Below are 15,918 nucleotides of genomic sequence, written 5' to 3'. Positions count from 1 at the left end.
CTTCGCCCACGCACGCCCCCTATAGGCGCGGCAGCAAAGCGGCCCCGCGCCCAGCACCGTAACCGCACAGAGGTTTTCGAGAGTGGGTCGAATGTGCATTTTCTCGCCGGGGGCTTTCACCGCAGCGTAGCCGTCTACGTGAGGATGAAAGCCCCCGGCGAAAAATGTGCAGGCGGCCCGCTATCGGAAGCCGCCGCTATTTACCCAAGCCAGCGTTTCCTGCGCCGATAATGCTTAACATCCCTATAGCTTTTTTTGTCGCCCGCATTGCCCATGCCCAGGTAGAACTCCTGGACGTCGGGGTTGTCGAGCAGCTCCCTGGCCGAGCCGTCCATGACCACGCGGCCGTTCTCCATGATGTAGGCGGTCTCGGCCACGGACAGGGCTGCGCGGGCGTTCTGCTCCACCAGCAGGATGGTCACGCCCTCCTTCTGGTTGAACCGCTTGATGATGTCGAAGATCTCCTCCACCAGCAGCGGAGCCAGCCCCAGGGACGGTTCGTCGAGCAGGAGCAGCCTCGGCTTGGCCATGACCGCCCTGCCGATGGCGCACATCTGCTGCTCGCCGCCGGACATGTAGCCCGCCAGCTGCTTGCGCCGTTCCTTGAGGCGCGGAAAATACTCGTAGACCAGGGCCAGGGAGTCGGCCATCTCGCCGCGCGGACGGGTGAACGCGCCGCAGCGCAGGTTCTCCTCCACGGTCAGATCCTCGAAGATGCGGCGGCCCTCCATGACCTGGAAGATGCCCTTGCGCACGATCCTCTCCGGCACCAACCCCTGGATCGGCTCGCCGCGATAGACCACCGCGCCGTCCGTGACCTCGCCGTCCTCGCACTGCAACAGGCCGGAAATGGCCTTCAACGTCGTGGACTTGCCCGCCCCGTTGGCCCCCAGCAACGCCGTGATCCGACCCTCCGGGCAGGCCAGGGACAACCCCTTCAGGACCAGCACCACGTCGTTGTAGACCACTTCCAGATTCTCGACTCGCAATATCTCGTTCACGCTTGCCTCCGGCGGCCAGGGAACCTTTTGAAAAAGGTTCCCTGGACCCTCCAAAACTTCATGTCGCGCCGCAGCGACGCCGTGCGGAATCGTCGTTGACGTAGGCGGCGAAAGGCAGGTTTTGAACTGAAAACCATAACCTCGCGCCCGCACCTCCACGCCGCCCTCTCTCATTCTCTCAACCCGCCCCTTCCCTGGCGGCGTGGCGCCAAAAAGTTCTGGAAGGGGGTCCGGGGGAAACCTCTTCCAAGAGGTTTCCCCCGGTTCGCTTTCAACTTTAGTGCCCCAGCCATTCGGCGCGGCGTTCGAGGATCTGTTCCTTGACGAAGGTCAGTTTGCCGTCCCGGATGGTGTAGAGGAACACGGCCATGTTCGGGCGGTGGTCATCCGGGAAGTAGGAGATGAGCGGGGCCAGCCCCATGGGATCGAAGTCGCGCAGGGTCTCCAGGGAAGTCTTGAGGGACTCGCCGGTCAGTTCGCCGTTGGCCAGCGCCCGCTTCATGCCTTCGGCCATGACGAGCATGGACACGAAGCCGCGCGTGTAGTGGGTCATCTGCGGCTCGTTGCCGGTGAGCTCCATGATGACCTTCATGCCGGGCACGTCCTGGCCGTAGACCGCGGCGGCCTGGTTGGAGTAGGAGCCGTCCGCGTCGCTGCCCGCCAGCTTGGGCAGGGTCTCGTCCGTGCCCCAGATGTTGGTGAAGAACACGGTGTCCATGCCGATGTTCTTGGCCGACTTGAGGATGACGGACGTGGACGGGGTGGTGCCGCCGACCCAGCAGAAGTCGGGGTTCTTTTCCTTGAGGGGCAGCAGCTCGGTGGTGGCGTCGATGGCGTTCAGGGCCACGTTGGCCTCGCCCACGATCTCGAAGCCGATTTCGGCGGCGTATTCCTTGCCGCCCGCGATGGGCGCCAGGCCGTAGGGATGGTCGGGGTAGACCAGGGCCAGCCTGGGGGCGCGCTCTTCCTTCCAGTTGTCGCGGAAGTACTTGAGCGCGGCGCGCATCTGGGTGGTGTAGTCCGCGGCGATGAAGAAGTTGTAGGGGGCCACCTTGGGGTCGGTCAGGTGCGCCGAATAGGACGCGGACAGGTTGGGGATCATGTCCTTGGCCAGGGTGCGGACCAGGGCCTCGGTCACGGCCGAGCCGAACCCCTGGATGCAGACCACGTGGTCGGTGTTGACCATCTTCTTGTACAGCGAGAGGCCCTGCTGCACGTTGTAGGCCGTATCCTGGAGGTCGAATTCGACCATGCGGCCGTCTATGCCGCCCTGCTCGTTGATGTACTTGGCTCCGCCCTTGAGGCCCTCGGCGTAGGGCACGCCCACGGACGAGGTCGGACCGGAGAGGTCGATGAGCCCGCCGACCCGGATGGGGGTCGCTTCCTTCTTGGTGGTTGCAGCCGGTTTCTGGTCCTCGCCTCCGCAACCGAAAAGCATCAGCCCGGCAAGAAGCAGGACGCAGGTCGCGGTTATGATTGTACCAACCCTCATTTCGAACTCCTAAGGGTTTGAGGTTGACGCGCCCCCATACCTTCGAGGCGTCGTTTGATATGTTCACCCGCGCGTTCGCGGGATTGCCGCCGCAGCCCCGCCCTAGTGGGCGAAGGGATAGAGTTTCCAGTACGCCTTGACCAGCCGCCAGCGGTGGGCCAGCCCTTCCGGCTCGAAGATCAGGAACAGGATCAGCACCAGGCCGAACACGCCCTCGCGCAGGGCCACGATGTACTGGGAGATGTCCGGCAGGAACGCGGACAGGGTGTTGGCCAGCGCGTTGAGCACCTCGGGCAGGAGGACGATGAACACCGCGCCGAAGACCGAGCCGAGCACCGAGCCCAGCCCGCCGATGATGATCATGGCAAGGTAGGAGATGGACAGCCCGATGTTGAACTGCTCTGCCGAGATGTAGCCGGTGTAGTGGCCCCACAGGCCGCCCGCCACGCCCGCCAGGAACGAGCTGACGCCGAACGCGATGAGCTTGTACCAGAACAGGTTCACGCCCACGATCTCGGCGGACAGGTAGAAGTCGCGGATGGACACGAAGGCCCGCCCGTACTTGGACCGCATGATGTTGGTGACCATCAGCAGGGAGGCCGCCGCGAAGAACAGCAGCAGGAAGTACATGCGCCCCTCGGAATCAAAGGAGAAACCGAGCAGCGAGGGCGGGTCGAGGAGCAGGCCGTTGGAGCCGCCGGTGAGCGCCCCGCCGTGCAGGAACACGTATTCCAGCACCAGCTGGGCGGCCAGGGTGGCGATGGCCAGGTAGATGCCCTTGAGCCGAAGCGACGGCACGCCGAAGACCATGCCCACCATGGCCGTGATCAGCCCGCCGGTGAGGATGGCCAGGGGAAACGGCACGCCGTGGAGGGAGCACTGGCCGGCGGCATAGGCCCCCACGCCGATGAACGCGCCGTGGCCGAGGGATATCTGGCCGCACACGCCGGTCAGGAGGTTCAGGGAGACCGCGCCGATGACCGAGATGAAGATCAGGTTCATGATCGAGGTCTGGTGCGTGTTCAGGATCAGGGGCGCGACGCAGAGCAGGACCAGGAACAGCCCGATCACGAGCTTCTGGAACCCGGACTGGAAGACCTGAGCTTCGCCCTCGTAGGTGGTGAAGAAGAGACCGCATTTGCCCTGCATGGCTAGACCCTCTCGATCTCTTTGGTCCCGAACAGACCGTATGGCTTGATCATCAGGATGACCACCAGGACGATGAACGCCGCCACCTCGCGGAAGCCGCCGAGCCCCAGGAACTGGCGGGCCGCGCCGTCGCAGACGTTCTCCAGCACGCCGATGATCAGCCCGCCCAGCGCCGCGCCGAGCAGGGAATCCAGCCCGCCGAGGATGACCGCCGGAAAGACCTTCAGCCCCAGATGCCCGATGTGCGAGTTGATGCCGTTGATGTTGCCCAGGATCACGCCGCCCACGGCGGACACGATGCAGGCGATGCACCAGCTCATGGCGAAGATGTTCTTGATGCCGATGCCCATGGACTGCGCGGCCTGCTGGTCGAAGGCCGTGGCCCGCATGGCGATGCCGGTGCGCGAATACTTGAAGAAGACCGAGAAGATGGCGAAGAGCACCGCCGAGAGGATGAAGGCCGCGATGTACACCGGGGCCACGGGCAGCCCGGCGATGACCACCGGCTCGGTGGGCAGGACCTGCGGATAGACCTTGATCTGCGTGCCCCAGAAGAGCTGCACCAGGGATTTGAGCACCGAGCTCATGCCCACGGTGACCATGATCACCGAGATGTGCTCCTCGCCGATGAGCGGCCGGAGCACCATGCGCTCGATGGCCAGCCCGAGCAGCACCGAGAAGGCCAGGGTGAGCAGGAACGCCCAGATGAACGGGATGTTGAACTGGACCGTCAGGGCGAAGCAGACGTACGCCCCGACCATGACCAGCTCGCCCTGGGCGAAGTTGACCACCTTGGTGGCCTTGTAGATGACCACGAAGCCGAGCGCCACCAGGGAATAGATGGAGCCGACCACCAGGCCGTTGACGATGAGTTGCAGGTAGTATTCCATTAGCCCTCCATGTCCTCGATGCGAATATCGCCGCACATCTGCCGCACCCGGCCGTCCTGATAGGTTATCTCGGTCTGAAGATTCAGCGCGCAGGCGTCCGTGTAGAGCGCCTCGATGAGCGCGCCGTAGCGTTCGTTGATGGTCTTGCGCCGGACCTTGCGCGTGCGGGTCAGCTCGCCGTCGTCCGGGTCCAGCTCCTTGTAGAGCAGGCAGAACCGCTTGATGCGCGTCTCCTCGGGCAGGCTCGCATTGGTCTTGGCCACCTCCTCGCGGACGAGCGCGTAGACCTCGTCCTTGGCGGCCAGGTCCTGGTAGGTCGTGTAGGTGATCATCCGCGACTCGGCCCAGTGGCCCACAATGGCCATGTCGATGCACAGGATGGCCGCCGTATAATCGCGCCCGTCGCCCAGGACCACGGACTCGCGCAGAAACGGCGAGAACTTGACCTTGTTCTCCAGAAACTGGGGCGAGAACCGGGTGCCGTCCTTGAGGTGCATGACGTCCTTGAGGCGGTCGATGACCACCAGCCGCCCGTTCTCGTCGAAGTAGCCCGCGTCGCCCGAGAGCAGCCAGCCGTCTTCGGTCAGGGTCTCGCGGGTGGCCTCCTCGTTGCGGTAGTAGCCCAGGAACACGGCGGGCGACCGGGAGACGATCTCGCCCTCCTCGGTGATCCTGACCTCGGTCTCCGGGATGGGCGCGCCCACGGAGGTGAAGTCCACCTCGCCCTCCTTGTGGATGCAGGAGATGCCCGCGATCTCGGTCTGGCCGTAGATCTGCTTCAGGCGCACCCCGATGGCGTGGAAGAACCGGAAGATGTCCGGGCCGAGCGCCGCGCCGCCGGTGGTGGCGCTGCGCATGCGCGAGAACCCCAGCCGGTCGCGCAGGGCGCGGAACAGCCCCTGGTCGGCCAGGAAATACTTGAGCTTCAGCCAGGCGGACGGGGTCCGGCCCGCGAACACGGTGTCCACGTACTCGTACCCAACGGGCAGGCAGAGGTTGTACAGAAACCGCTTGAACGGGGTGGTCTCCATGATGTCCCCCGCCACCTTGGCGGCGATGGACTCGTACACGCGCGGCGGGGAGAAGATGAAGTGCGGGCCGATCTCGCGGGAGTCGGCGGTGGCCGTGTCCGGCTCCTCCGGGAAGTTGACGCAGAACCCGAAGAGCAGGGCCGAGGCCACGGCCATCATCTGCTCGCCCATCCAGGCCAGCGGCAGGAAGGAGACGAACTCGTCGCCCGCCGACTTGGGGTCGTACTTGCCCAGGTTGTGGGCCATGGACAGCAGGTTCCGGTGGGACAGCACGGCCAGCTTGGGGCGGCCCGTGGTCCCGGAGGTGGTGGCGATGAGGCACGGGTCGTCCGGCTTGACCTTGCGCGACAGTTCGCGGAACCGGTCCACGCAGTCCTTGCACTTCTCGCGGCCCAGGCGGCGCACCGAGTTGAAGCTGCACAGCCCGCGGACCGAGCCCTCGTAGGCCTTCAGCCCCTTGGGGTCGTGGTAGACGATGTGCGCGAGGTTCGGCAGGTTGCCCCGGAAGGAGAGCATCTTGTCCACCTGCTCCTGGTCCTCGGCCACCACCAACCGGCACTCGGACAGGGCGAAGACGTACTCGATCTCCTCGGCCGGAGAGTCCTGGTACAGGCCCAGGGCCATGCCGCCCAGCCCCTGGATGGCCAGCTCGGCCCAGATCCATTCCGGGCGGTTGTTGCCGATGAGGATGACGATGTCCCCGCGCCCCAGGCCGAGAGCTTCCAGGCCGCAGGCGAATTCGGCGGTGATGCGCAGGGATTCCTGCCAGGATACGGGCTGCCAGACGCCCCACTCCTTTTCGCGCAGGGCGGTCTTGCGGGGTCTCTCCTCGGCCTGCCGCGCCAGCAGCCTGGGCAGCGTGGTCATATATGGTTTGGCCATGAACGTTCCTTCTCCTTGTCCGGCGCGGGGCCGGTGCATCCGTGTATCGGGTCCCGGGGCAGGCCCGGGCCTGCCTCCTGTTCGCGCCGCGCCCCCTTTCGGGCCGGCGCGGCGGGACCTATCTCCCCATGAACGCGGCGTCCTCGGTGCCCAGGTAGGCGGCGATGACGTCCTTGTCCGCCTGCACCTCTTCGGGCGTGCCCTCGGCGATCTTGGACCCGAAATCGATGACCACGACCTTGTCGGAGATGTCCATGACGACCCCCATGTCGTGCTCGACCAACAGGACGGTGACGCCCCATTCCTCGGCTATGTCCAGGATATATCGGGCCATGTCCTCGGTTTCCTCGAGGTTCATGCCGGCCATGGGCTCGTCCAGCAGGATGAGCTTGGGCTCCGCCGCCAGGGCGCGGCCCAGCTCCACCCGTTTCTGCACCCCGTAGGGTAGTCGCCCGGCGTGCTGGTGCCGGTAGGGCGAGAGGTTCAGGAAGTCGATCACGTCCTCCACCCGGCGGCGGTGTTTGCGCTCGGTGCGCAGGGTCCGGCCGAAATAGAGGATGGAGGAGAGCAACCCGTAGTTGATCTGGCTGTGCCGCCCGACCATCAGGTTGTCGAGTACGGAGAGGCCCTTGAACAGGGCGATGTTCTGGAAGGTGCGCGAAAGCCCCAGCTCCGTGCGCTTGTGCGCGGGCAGGGAGAGCAGGTTTTCACCGTCCAGCGAGATGGAACACGGTCCGCGCGCGCCACCGTCGGGCATGTAGCGGCCGCTGATGCAGTTGAGCATGGAGGTCTTGCCGGCCCCGTTGGGACCGATGAGGGACGCGATGGTCCCCTGCTCCACGGAGAAGGACACGCCCAGGAGAGCGGCGATGCCCTTGAAAGTGAGCGTTACGTCGCTGACGTCAAGATAGGCCATAATCGTTCCATTATGGTCTTGAAGCCCGCCGTCTCAGACGACGTTTGCACGGCCCGTCGGTGAATGTCGAAACACCGCCGGGTCCATATGCTGCCGGATGGCCGGACGGACTCTTAGGTCCACTCCCCTTCGAAATCTTCGGGGGCGACCAGTTTGTAACCCCTGTCCTTGAGCGCCGTGGCGACCGTGGACGGGTCTTCGGTATCTATGCGGACGACCACTATCCTGCGTCCGTTAAAGAAGAAGGTGCCGGTGGAGATGATGGATATCTTCATGTTGGCGATGACCCCCGCGACCTCGTAGAGAACGCCGGAACGGTCCTCGACCTCCAGGGTCAGGCGGCTGCCGCCCTCGCGGTAGCCCATCTCCTCGGCAAGCACGTCGAGCATGACGCTGCGGTTGATGTACCCGATGAGCTCGCCCTCGGCGCCGACCACGGCCAGTCCGGCCAGGTTCATCTCGAACATCATGTCCGCGGCGCCCTCGATCTCGGTCTCCGGGGCCACGGTCTTGATGTCGGTGCGGTAGATTTTCTCCACCGTGAGTTTGCTCATGAGGTAGTTGATCTCGTGCTTTTCCAGGGAAGTCATGATGCTCGGCAGGGCGGCCATGATGTCCTCCTTGCGGACATAGCCGACCAATTTGCCCGTGTCGTCCACCACCAGCAACATCCACAGCTTGCTGTCGTCAAGCTGCTTCTGAGCATCCTTGACCAGGGTCTGGGGGGTGACGGTGACGAAGTCACGAAGCATTTTCAGTCCGACGTACATGATATCCCTCCTTGGCGGAGCACCGCAGGCTCCATGTTGGCCGTGAATGGCATAGATTCGTCCCGGATGGATACACGTTTTCATTGAACGGCGCAATTCCAACCGTGAACGGCGCACCCGGCCTACGGTAGACCTAAAAACCTGTTTTTGAAACACAAGTCAATAGTCAAACAACTGTTTTGCCTAAATAACCCGAAACGCACACCGCAACTGTTCACCCATGGAAGCATTGACATTTGTGTTCGTTTGGATGATTTGCAATACAGATAACAAATCGAGCGCCCTGCGCCATAGCCGACTCCGACGAGCGAGCAAGCCCATGACCGCGCAAGAAATGGAAGCAGCGTTCCCCTCGGCCAACGTCCAGAGGGAAAACCAGAAGGTCATCCGGAAGGCCATGAACCTGTTCATGCTGCTCTTCCTGGTCGTCATCTTCCTGCTGGGCGGAGGCGCGGCCGTCCTGTACCGCATGGACATGCGCTCCTACGTCCAGGAGCTGATGTCCCTGGAGGTCCACTCCCTGGACCTCCAGGTGGCGGCCATCGACAACGCGCTGACTTCGGTGGTCGGGGACGTCCTCTTCCTGGCCGAGGAGAACGAGCTGATCCTGCACCTCGATTCCGGCGACCCGGCACTGGTCCGCGACATGCGGCGGGAGTACGAGCGTCTGGCCAAGAACCGGCCTGCCTACGACCAGATCCGCTTCCTCGACGCGACCGGCATGGAGCGGGTCCGGGTCAACAACCGGGACGGCATCCTCCGGCCCGTGCCCGAAGCCGAGTTGCAGGACAAGGGCAACCGCTATTATTTCCGCGACTGCTTCGCCCTGGACGAGCGGGCCATCTATCTCTCTCCCCTGGATCTCAACGTGGAGAACGGCCAGGTGGAGCAGCCGCCCCGGCCCATGATGCGCATCGGCACCCCGGTCTTCGACTCCGCGGGCAACAAGCGGGGCATCGTCCTGATCAACTACGCCGCCGCCGATATGCTTGAGCACATCCTCCGGGCGGGCATCGTCGCCGACGGGACATCCATGCTCCTCAACGAGGACGGATACTGGCTCCTGGGTCCTGACGAGACCAAGGAATGGGGGTTCATGTACCTCGACAAGGGGGACGCGACCTTTGCCCGCGACTTCCCGGACGAATGGCTGAGGATGCGCGACGCCGAACAGGGCCAGTTTCGCACCGGCAACGGGCTGTTCACCTTCAGGACCATCCACCCCCACAAGAAACTGGCGCGATTCGGCAAGAGCCTCAATGCCCAATGTCCCGCGCCCGGCAAAGACGGCAAAGGCCCCTACCACTGGGTGCTGCTCTCCCGCATCGGGCCCGAGGTCCTCAACGACTTCACCCGCGCCCTGCTGATCAAGCTCTTCCTGGGCGGGGGCGCGTTGTTCATGGCCGTGGCCCTCGGCGCGTGGAACCTGGCCCTGGCCGTGTCCCGCCGCCGCCTCTACCAGGCGCAGCTCTTCGCCATGGCCATGTACGACGCCCTGACCGGCCTGCCCAACCGCAAGCTGTTCTTCGACCGGCTGGGGGGAGGCATCGAAAGCGCCCGGCGCTACGGACGCAGGCTCGCCCTGCTCTACGTGGACCTGGACGGATTCAAGCAGGTCAACGACACCATGGGCCACCAGACCGGCGACGAGCTGCTGGTCCAGGTGGGCAAGGCCCTGCGCCGGACGGTGCGCAAGTCCGACACCGTGGCCAGGCTGGGCGGCGACGAGTTCGCGATCATCCTCTCGGAGGTCGGGAGCGTCGAGGAAGCGGTCAAGGTGGGCGAGAAGATCGTGGACGAGCTGTGCCGTCCCTTCGAGCTGCGCACGGCCACGGCCAAGGTCGGGGCCAGCGTGGGCGTGGCCGTGTTCCCGGACCACGCGTCCCAGGCCGACACCCTGGTCCGGGGCGCGGACAAGGCCATGTACCGATCCAAGTCCAAGGGCAGGGGAACCTGCACCGTGGCCGAGGCTGTTTCGGCCTGATCCCGGCTCAACCCTGGCCGGAAAGCCGGTGGAACAGGCTGGCCTGGGCGCAGCAGCCCGATAGGCCGAGCGCCCTGTACACGCGGCCCATGTCCACTGCCTCCCGAACCACCGACGCCAGGTGATCCAACGCGTCCTCCATGTCGAAGGCGGTCTGGATCGACTCCAGCGGCGACAATCCCTTGTCCATGCGCAGCTGGTCGATGAACCAGCGGCGGAACCCGTCCGCGTCGAACACCCCGTGCAGGTAGGTGCCGAGCACCCGCCCGTCCGGGCGCATGTAGCCCAGGGGGTTGCCCGCGTTGTCGCGCAGGGCCACGCGCAGCTCGTCGGACAGCGGCTCGGTGTGGCCGTGGTGGATCTCGTAGCCGTGGACCGGCAGCCCGGAGGCCGAGTGCACCCCGAGGGTCCGGGTCAGGGTCTTCTCCGCGGCCAGGGTGGTCTGCACGGGCAACAGCCCGAATCCCTCCACCCGGGTGGTCTCGGACTCCAGCCCGTAGGGGTCGTCCACGGTCCGGCCGAGCATCTGGAACCCGCCGCAGATGCCCACGATGCGGGTCCGTTTCTCGGCCAGGTCGCGCAGCACGGCGGCCATGCCCGTGCCCTTGAGCGCGCGCATGTCCGGCACCGTGGACTTGGAGCCGGGGATGATCACCGCGTCGGGCGTGCCCACGTCGCGGGCGTCGGCCACCACGCGGATGCGCACGTCCGGCTCGGCGTGGAGCGGGTCGATGTCGTTGAAATTCGAGATGCGCGGCAGGTCCAGGACCACGATCTCCACGCACCGGTCCTCCGGGAACTTGTCGCCCTCGGGCCGGAACCCGTCCTTGAACGAGACCGAGTCCTCCTCGGGCAGCCCCAGGGAATGGATGTACGGCACCGTGCCGAGCACCGGCTTGCCCGTGCGCTCGAACATCTGGCCGAAGGCCGGGTCGAGCAGCGAGGCGTCGCCACGGAAGCGGTTGATGACGTACCCCTCCACCAGGGACCGCTCCGCCGGGGTGAGCAGGCTCATGGTCCCGACGATGGAGGCGAACACCCCGCCCCGGTCGATGTCGCCGGTCAGCAGCACGCGGGCTTCCGCGTAGCGGGCCATGGCCATGTTCACGATGTCGTGGTGCTTGAGGTTGACCTCGGCGGGGGAGCCGGCACCCTCCAGGACGATGACGTCGTGCTCGTTGGCCAGGGAGTCGTAGGCGGCCTTGACCGCCTCCCAGGCGCGGGGCTTGAAGTCCACGTACTGGCGCACGGACATGTTGCCCACCGGGCGGCCCATAACGATGACCTGGGACCCGACGTCCGAGCCGGGCTTGAGCAGCACCGGGTTCATGCGCACGTCCGGGTTCAGGCGGCAGGCCATGGCCTGGGTCACCTGGGCGCGCCCCATCTCCCCGCCCTGGTCGGTGACGTAGGAGTTGAGCGACATGTTCTGGGCCTTGAACGGGGCCACGTCGTACCCGTCCTGGAGCAGGATGCGGCAGAAGGCGGCGGCCAGCACGGACTTGCCCGCGTTGGAGCTGGTCCCCTGGATCATCAGGGCCGGGGTCTTGCGCGCCCGCCGGACCACCGGCCCGCGCGCCGTGCCCGAGACCGCCTCCATGGCCCGGATGAGCCGCTCGTTGGCGTCCTTGTCGCGCACGGCCACCCGGAACCAGTTGTCGTCCAGCCCGGTGTAGTTGCCGCACAGCCGGATGCCGATGCGGTGCTCCATGAGCAGCCGGTCGCGCAGCCATCCGGCGTCCTGGCCCACGCGGTCCATGCGGCAGAAGAGATAGTTGGCCGTGCCGGGGTGGACCTTGATGCCCGGCACCTGCCGCAGCCCGGCGGCCAGGGCGTCGCGCAGCAGCCGGGTCTGCTCGCGGGTGGCAGCGGCGTAGCGGTCGTCCTTGAGGCAGCGCACCCCGACCTTCTGGGCCAGGGTGTTCACGGACCAGGCGGGCATGTTCCGGCGGATGCGCAGGACCACGTCCGGGTCCGCAAAGGCCAGCCCCAGCCGCAGGCCGGGAATGGCGTAGAACTTGGTCAGGGAAAGGACGGTGACCACGTTGGCGGGCCGGTCGCGCACCAGCCGGTCGGCGTCCTCCGGGAGAAATTCGGCAAAAGACTCGTCCACCACGAACAGGGACTGCGGAAACATGGCCGCCACCTCGCGCAGGTCGTTGGGCGGGACCAGCGTGCCGGTGGGGTTGTTGGGGGAGCACAGGAAGACCAGGGACGGGGTGGCCATGAGCGTGCCCATGGACGGGAAGTCCACCCGGAAGTCGTCGGTCATGGGCGGCTCCACCACGGACAGCCGGTGCACCCGGCACGCCCTGGCGTAGTCCACGTAGGTCGGCGCGGGGATGACCGCCTGGCGGAACCCCTTGAGCGCGGCGATGGCGAAGAGCAGCTCGGACGCGCCGTTGCCCGCCACCACCTGGGAGGGCCAGACCTTGTACCGCTCCGAGGCGGCCATGACCAGCGCGGTGCAGTCCGGGTCCGGGTAGGCGTCCACGTCCTGGAGCGCCTGGCCCACCACCTGCCCCAGCCACGGCGGTGGCCCCAGCGGGTTCACGTTGGCCGAGAAATCGAGGATGTCTTCGGGCGCGCACCCGGCCTGCTCGGCCATGCGCCGCACGTTCCCCCCATGGGCGAACTTGCGCTCGTCCAACACATCGGGTATCCCCGCGAAAAGATTCTGCTTTGTCATGAAAACCCGCCGCTTTCGCGCCAACTGTAGAGAAATTCGAGACTTTTCATTTGAATACGCGCAAAGCGTTCGGGTGTCCACTTCAAGGGCGGGCAAAACGGGAGTGAGGGGAAAATAGCGAAGGGAACTATTGAAGAACCAGAGCCAGCACCCCCAGGAGTATTCCGCAGCACAAGAGCCGGTAGGCGTATGTCAGCAGCCGCTGGCGCTTGAAAAAGATCGCCTCCTCCCGAATGTGCCGCTCGTAGGGGTTGTCGGTGCTTTGTTTCAGCGAGGTCAGCCCGTACCGGGGACGCAGGACCACCAGGCTGACCATCACGGAACTGAGCAGCAGGAACAACGACGCGTAACAGGCCCAGCGGACATAGGCGGCGGTCTGCGGGGCGGGCTTGAACAGACCGCCCACGAGACCGACGATGGCCAGCGCCGCGGCGGTCAACACCGCGGCAAAGGCCTGTAGATGCGTCTGCCGCGTCGCCCGGTCATTGGCGGCCACCCGCAGGCTCTCGCGAACCTTGGCCTCTATGGCCGGGGTCGCCTTGCGCGGTTTCCTTTTTTCGCTCATCGCACGCCCGGGACGCTAGAGATAAATCATGCTCTTGCAATAGGAACAGTAATAGGACTCTTCCCAGTCCTCCTCGGCCTCAAACGGCTCGGGGCCGGCTTCATCGATGCCCGCGCGGTCACCGCCGATGCGGTGCGGGCTTCGCCTTCTCAGAAAGCCGGTCCGGTCGGAATCCACCGCCCCCACGAGGGGAGACATGAACCCGCACTCACCGCATTCCGGACAAGGGTCCGTCTTGTAATCGAAGTCCACTTCAGCACCTCCGCACACTTAGACATCGCACCCATAGAACCCACAATACAGCACACATTGTATCGTGTCCATGGATCAGTCCATGGATCAGTCTCCCCCTCCGGGATCACAACTCGCGCCGACAACCATTCCCGGCCGGACCGCGGCTTCCGGCTGGAAAATTCCGTCCGTTTGTGCGACCCTGCCGCCAGGCGAAACATCACGATCATACGGAGACTCATCATGTGGAAGCGCGCGGTATGCACCAAGGACTGCCCGGACACCTGCGGCCTGCTGGTCAAGGTGGAGGACGGGCGGATCGTCAAGGTCAAGGGCGATCCCGACCATCCCTACACGCAGGGATTCATCTGCCGAAAGGGGGCGCGGTTCCCGGAACATGTGCACGGTGAGGCGCGGCTCACCACCCCGCTCAGGCGCACCGGGCCCAAGGGGAGCGGCGAGTTCGCGCCCGTGACCTGGGACGAGGCCCTGGACGAGGTCGCGGCCAACATCCGGCGGGTGGCGGACGAATACGGGCCGGAGGCGATCCTGCCCTACTCCTACGCGGGCCACATGGGGCTGGTCCACCGCCACGCGGGCCACGCCTTCTTCAACAAGCTCGGCGCAAGCGCCCTCGGCTACACCATCTGCGGTCCGGCGGCCACGGCCGGGTTCAAGGCCAGCCTGGGGTCCGGCCCGAGCACCGAAATCCAGGAGTCGGCACAGTCCGACTACATCGTCATCTGGGGCAACAACACCCTGGTGACCAACGTCCACGCCTGGCCCCACTTCACGGCGGCCCGCAAGAACGGCGCGCGGATCGTGGTCATCGACCCCTACCGCAACCCCACGGCGGCCGAGGCGGACCTGCACCTGATGCTCCGCCCCGGCACGGACGCGGCCCTGGCCCTGGGCGTGATGCGCGTGCTCATGGACGAGGATCTGCTGGACCGCGAATTCATCGCCGAGCGAACCATCGGCTTCGACGCCCTCAAGGAGCGGGTCGCGCAGTGGCCGGTCTCCCGCGCGGCCGAGGTCTGCGGACTCGACGAAGCGGCCGTCCTGGCCTTTGCGCGCGGCTACGGCCGGGCGCGGGCGCCCTACATCCGCACGGGCTGGGGACCGGCGCGGCAGCTCCGGGGCGGCATGGCCATGCGCGCCATCTCCCTGCTCCCGGCCCTGGTCAACGCCTTCGGCCCCCCCGGCGGGGGCATCACCCGGTCCCTGGGCGGCGGGCCGGGCAAGGCCGCCAGCCTGCTGCGCACGGACCTTAGGCCCGAGGGGACGCGCACGGTCAACATGGTCCGGCTGGGCCACGCCCTGACCGAACTCACGGACCCGCCGGTCAAGCTGCTCTACAACTATCTCTCCAACCCGGCGGCCGTGGCCCCGCAGTCGGCCGTGGTCATGCGCGGCCTGGCCCGCGAAGACCTGTTCACCGTGGTCCAGGAGATGTACATGACCGACACCGCCAAGTTCGCGGACGTCATCCTGCCCGGCGCGAGCTTCCTTGAGGTGGGCGACGTGTACGGCTCCTACGGCCACAACTACGTCCAGGTGGCGCGCCCGGTCATCGATCCGGTGGGCCAGAGCCGCCCCACCCTGCGCATCTTCCAGGACCTGGCCGCGCGGCTCGGCTTCACCGAGGAGGTCTTCACCCTGACCGAGGCCCAGTGCATCGAGCGCACCCTGGCCGAGTCCGAGTCCGAATACATGGCGGGCGTGGACCTCGATGCGCTCCGGGCGGGCGATCCCGTGCGCCTGTCCGTCCCGGCCAATCCCTACGCCGACGGATTCAGGACCCCGTCCGGCAAGGTCGAGTTCTTCTCGCAGTCCATGGCCGACCAGGGGCTGGACCCGCTGCCCGACGGCGAGCCGTGGCGCGACCCCGAAGGCGGCGACGCGTTTCCCCTGGAGTGCCTGACCCCGCCCCACCCCCTGCTGCTCAACTCCGCCTTCAACGAGGTGGAGGCCATCCGGGAGCGGATCGGCGGCCCCAGGGCGCTGATTCACCCCAGGACGGCCTCGGCGCGGGGGATCGTCCAGGACGCGCGCATCCGGGTCTTCAACGGGCGCGGCGAAACCGTGGTCCGGGCCGAGGTCACGGAGGACACCCGCGAGGACCTGCTGGTCATCGAGGGGCTGCACTGGCCGGGCGAACGCCCCGGCACCGGCTCGAACCAGCTGACCAGCCAGCGCATCACGGACATGGGCGACACCTGCGCCTTCCACTGCAACCGGGTCGAGGTCGAACCGGCCTAGCCTCGGTTGCCGGAACGGACGGTTCGCGTTGCCTTCCCGGACGCTTGAGGGTATGT

General features: G+C 66.0%; 12 protein-coding genes. 2 read left to right on the top strand and 10 right to left on the bottom strand.

Translation table 11 applies throughout. The features are described from left to right. Positions 1-200: 200 nt before the first annotated feature. The 7 genes from AWY79_RS05505 to AWY79_RS05475 all read right to left on the bottom strand — a co-directional run bounded on the left by AWY79_RS05505 (position 201) and on the right by AWY79_RS05475 (position 8,131). Positions 201-1,001 carry an ABC transporter ATP-binding protein gene (locus tag AWY79_RS05505; protein ID WP_099093190.1) on the bottom strand — a complete coding sequence of 267 codons (801 nt, stop codon included), beginning with the start codon at positions 999-1,001 and terminating at the stop codon, positions 201-203. Positions 1,002-1,278: 277 nt separating this feature from the next. Next, positions 1,279-2,493 (bottom strand): ABC transporter substrate-binding protein, encoded by a 1,215-nt coding sequence (locus tag AWY79_RS05500; protein ID WP_066801363.1) that lies wholly within the window; start codon positions 2,491-2,493, stop codon positions 1,279-1,281. A gap of 102 nt (positions 2,494-2,595) precedes the next feature. After that, positions 2,596-3,642, bottom strand: a complete 1,047-nt coding sequence (locus AWY79_RS05495; RefSeq protein WP_066801361.1) for a branched-chain amino acid ABC transporter permease — start codon at positions 3,640-3,642, stop codon at positions 2,596-2,598. Between the two features lie 2 nt (positions 3,643-3,644). After that, positions 3,645-4,532 (bottom strand): branched-chain amino acid ABC transporter permease, encoded by an 888-nt coding sequence (locus AWY79_RS05490; protein WP_066801359.1) that lies wholly within the window; start codon positions 4,530-4,532, stop codon positions 3,645-3,647. After that, positions 4,532-6,445, bottom strand: coding sequence for an AMP-binding protein (locus tag AWY79_RS05485; RefSeq protein WP_066801357.1), 1,914 nt, complete (start codon positions 6,443-6,445; stop codon positions 4,532-4,534). The genes AWY79_RS05490 and AWY79_RS05485 overlap by 1 nt, the downstream gene beginning before the upstream one ends. A 118-nt stretch (positions 6,446-6,563) precedes the next feature. Beyond that, a complete protein-coding gene (locus AWY79_RS05480; RefSeq protein WP_066801355.1) occupies positions 6,564-7,361 on the bottom strand; it encodes an ABC transporter ATP-binding protein in 798 nt (265 codons plus the stop codon). 113 nt (positions 7,362-7,474) lie between these two features. After that, on the bottom strand, positions 7,475-8,131 hold the full coding sequence (locus AWY79_RS05475) for a CBS domain-containing protein (protein WP_066801352.1): 657 nt from the start codon (positions 8,129-8,131) through the stop codon (positions 7,475-7,477). Between the two features lie 319 nt (positions 8,132-8,450). Between AWY79_RS05475 and AWY79_RS05470 the strand changes: the two genes are divergently transcribed. Further along, positions 8,451-10,115: a sensor domain-containing diguanylate cyclase gene (locus tag AWY79_RS05470; protein WP_158509858.1), complete on the top strand. Its 1,665-nt coding sequence runs from the start codon at positions 8,451-8,453 to the stop codon at positions 10,113-10,115. Positions 10,116-10,122: 7 nt separating this feature from the next. Here AWY79_RS05470 and AWY79_RS05465 read toward each other — a convergent pair whose 3' ends face one another. The 3 genes from AWY79_RS05465 to AWY79_RS18965 form a co-directional block, all read right to left on the bottom strand. Then, positions 10,123-12,804, bottom strand: coding sequence for a cobyric acid synthase (locus AWY79_RS05465; RefSeq protein WP_066807020.1), 2,682 nt, complete (start codon positions 12,802-12,804; stop codon positions 10,123-10,125). A 127-nt stretch (positions 12,805-12,931) separates the two neighbouring features. Next, positions 12,932-13,369: a hypothetical protein gene (locus AWY79_RS05460; protein ID WP_066801346.1), complete on the bottom strand. Its 438-nt coding sequence runs from the start codon at positions 13,367-13,369 to the stop codon at positions 12,932-12,934. A 15-nt stretch (positions 13,370-13,384) separates the two neighbouring features. Continuing rightward, positions 13,385-13,621, bottom strand: coding sequence for a hypothetical protein (locus tag AWY79_RS18965; RefSeq protein WP_066801343.1), 237 nt, complete (start codon positions 13,619-13,621; stop codon positions 13,385-13,387). 222 nt (positions 13,622-13,843) lie between these two features. On the opposite strand from AWY79_RS18965, the gene AWY79_RS05450 reads away from it, so the two are divergent. Next, on the top strand, positions 13,844-15,862 hold the full coding sequence (locus AWY79_RS05450) for a molybdopterin-containing oxidoreductase family protein (protein ID WP_066801341.1): 2,019 nt from the start codon (positions 13,844-13,846) through the stop codon (positions 15,860-15,862). The last annotated feature ends 56 nt before the right edge of the window (positions 15,863-15,918 follow it).

Source organism: Pseudodesulfovibrio indicus, assembly GCF_001563225.1.
GTDB lineage: Bacteria > Desulfobacterota > Desulfovibrionia > Desulfovibrionales > Desulfovibrionaceae > Pseudodesulfovibrio > Pseudodesulfovibrio indicus.
This window is presented reverse-complemented; position numbering and strand designations above follow the sequence as displayed.

Coding starts and splice junctions, on each gene's coding strand:
- AWY79_RS05500 (WP_066801363.1), bottom strand. CDS start 2,493: ATGAGGGTTGGTACAATCATAACCGCGACCTGCGTCCTGCTTCTTGCC.
- AWY79_RS05495 (WP_066801361.1), bottom strand. CDS start 3,642: ATGCAGGGCAAATGCGGTCTCTTCTTCACCACCTACGAGGGCGAAGCT.
- AWY79_RS05490 (WP_066801359.1), bottom strand. CDS start 4,532: ATGGAATACTACCTGCAACTCATCGTCAACGGCCTGGTGGTCGGCTCC.
- AWY79_RS05485 (WP_066801357.1), bottom strand. CDS start 6,445: ATGGCCAAACCATATATGACCACGCTGCCCAGGCTGCTGGCGCGGCAG.
- AWY79_RS05480 (WP_066801355.1), bottom strand. CDS start 7,361: ATGGCCTATCTTGACGTCAGCGACGTAACGCTCACTTTCAAGGGCATC.
- AWY79_RS05475 (WP_066801352.1), bottom strand. CDS start 8,131: ATGTACGTCGGACTGAAAATGCTTCGTGACTTCGTCACCGTCACCCCC.
- AWY79_RS05470 (WP_158509858.1), top strand. CDS start 8,451: ATGACCGCGCAAGAAATGGAAGCAGCGTTCCCCTCGGCCAACGTCCAG.
- AWY79_RS05465 (WP_066807020.1), bottom strand. CDS start 12,804: ATGACAAAGCAGAATCTTTTCGCGGGGATACCCGATGTGTTGGACGAG.
- AWY79_RS05460 (WP_066801346.1), bottom strand. CDS start 13,369: ATGAGCGAAAAAAGGAAACCGCGCAAGGCGACCCCGGCCATAGAGGCC.
- AWY79_RS05450 (WP_066801341.1), top strand. CDS start 13,844: ATGTGGAAGCGCGCGGTATGCACCAAGGACTGCCCGGACACCTGCGGC.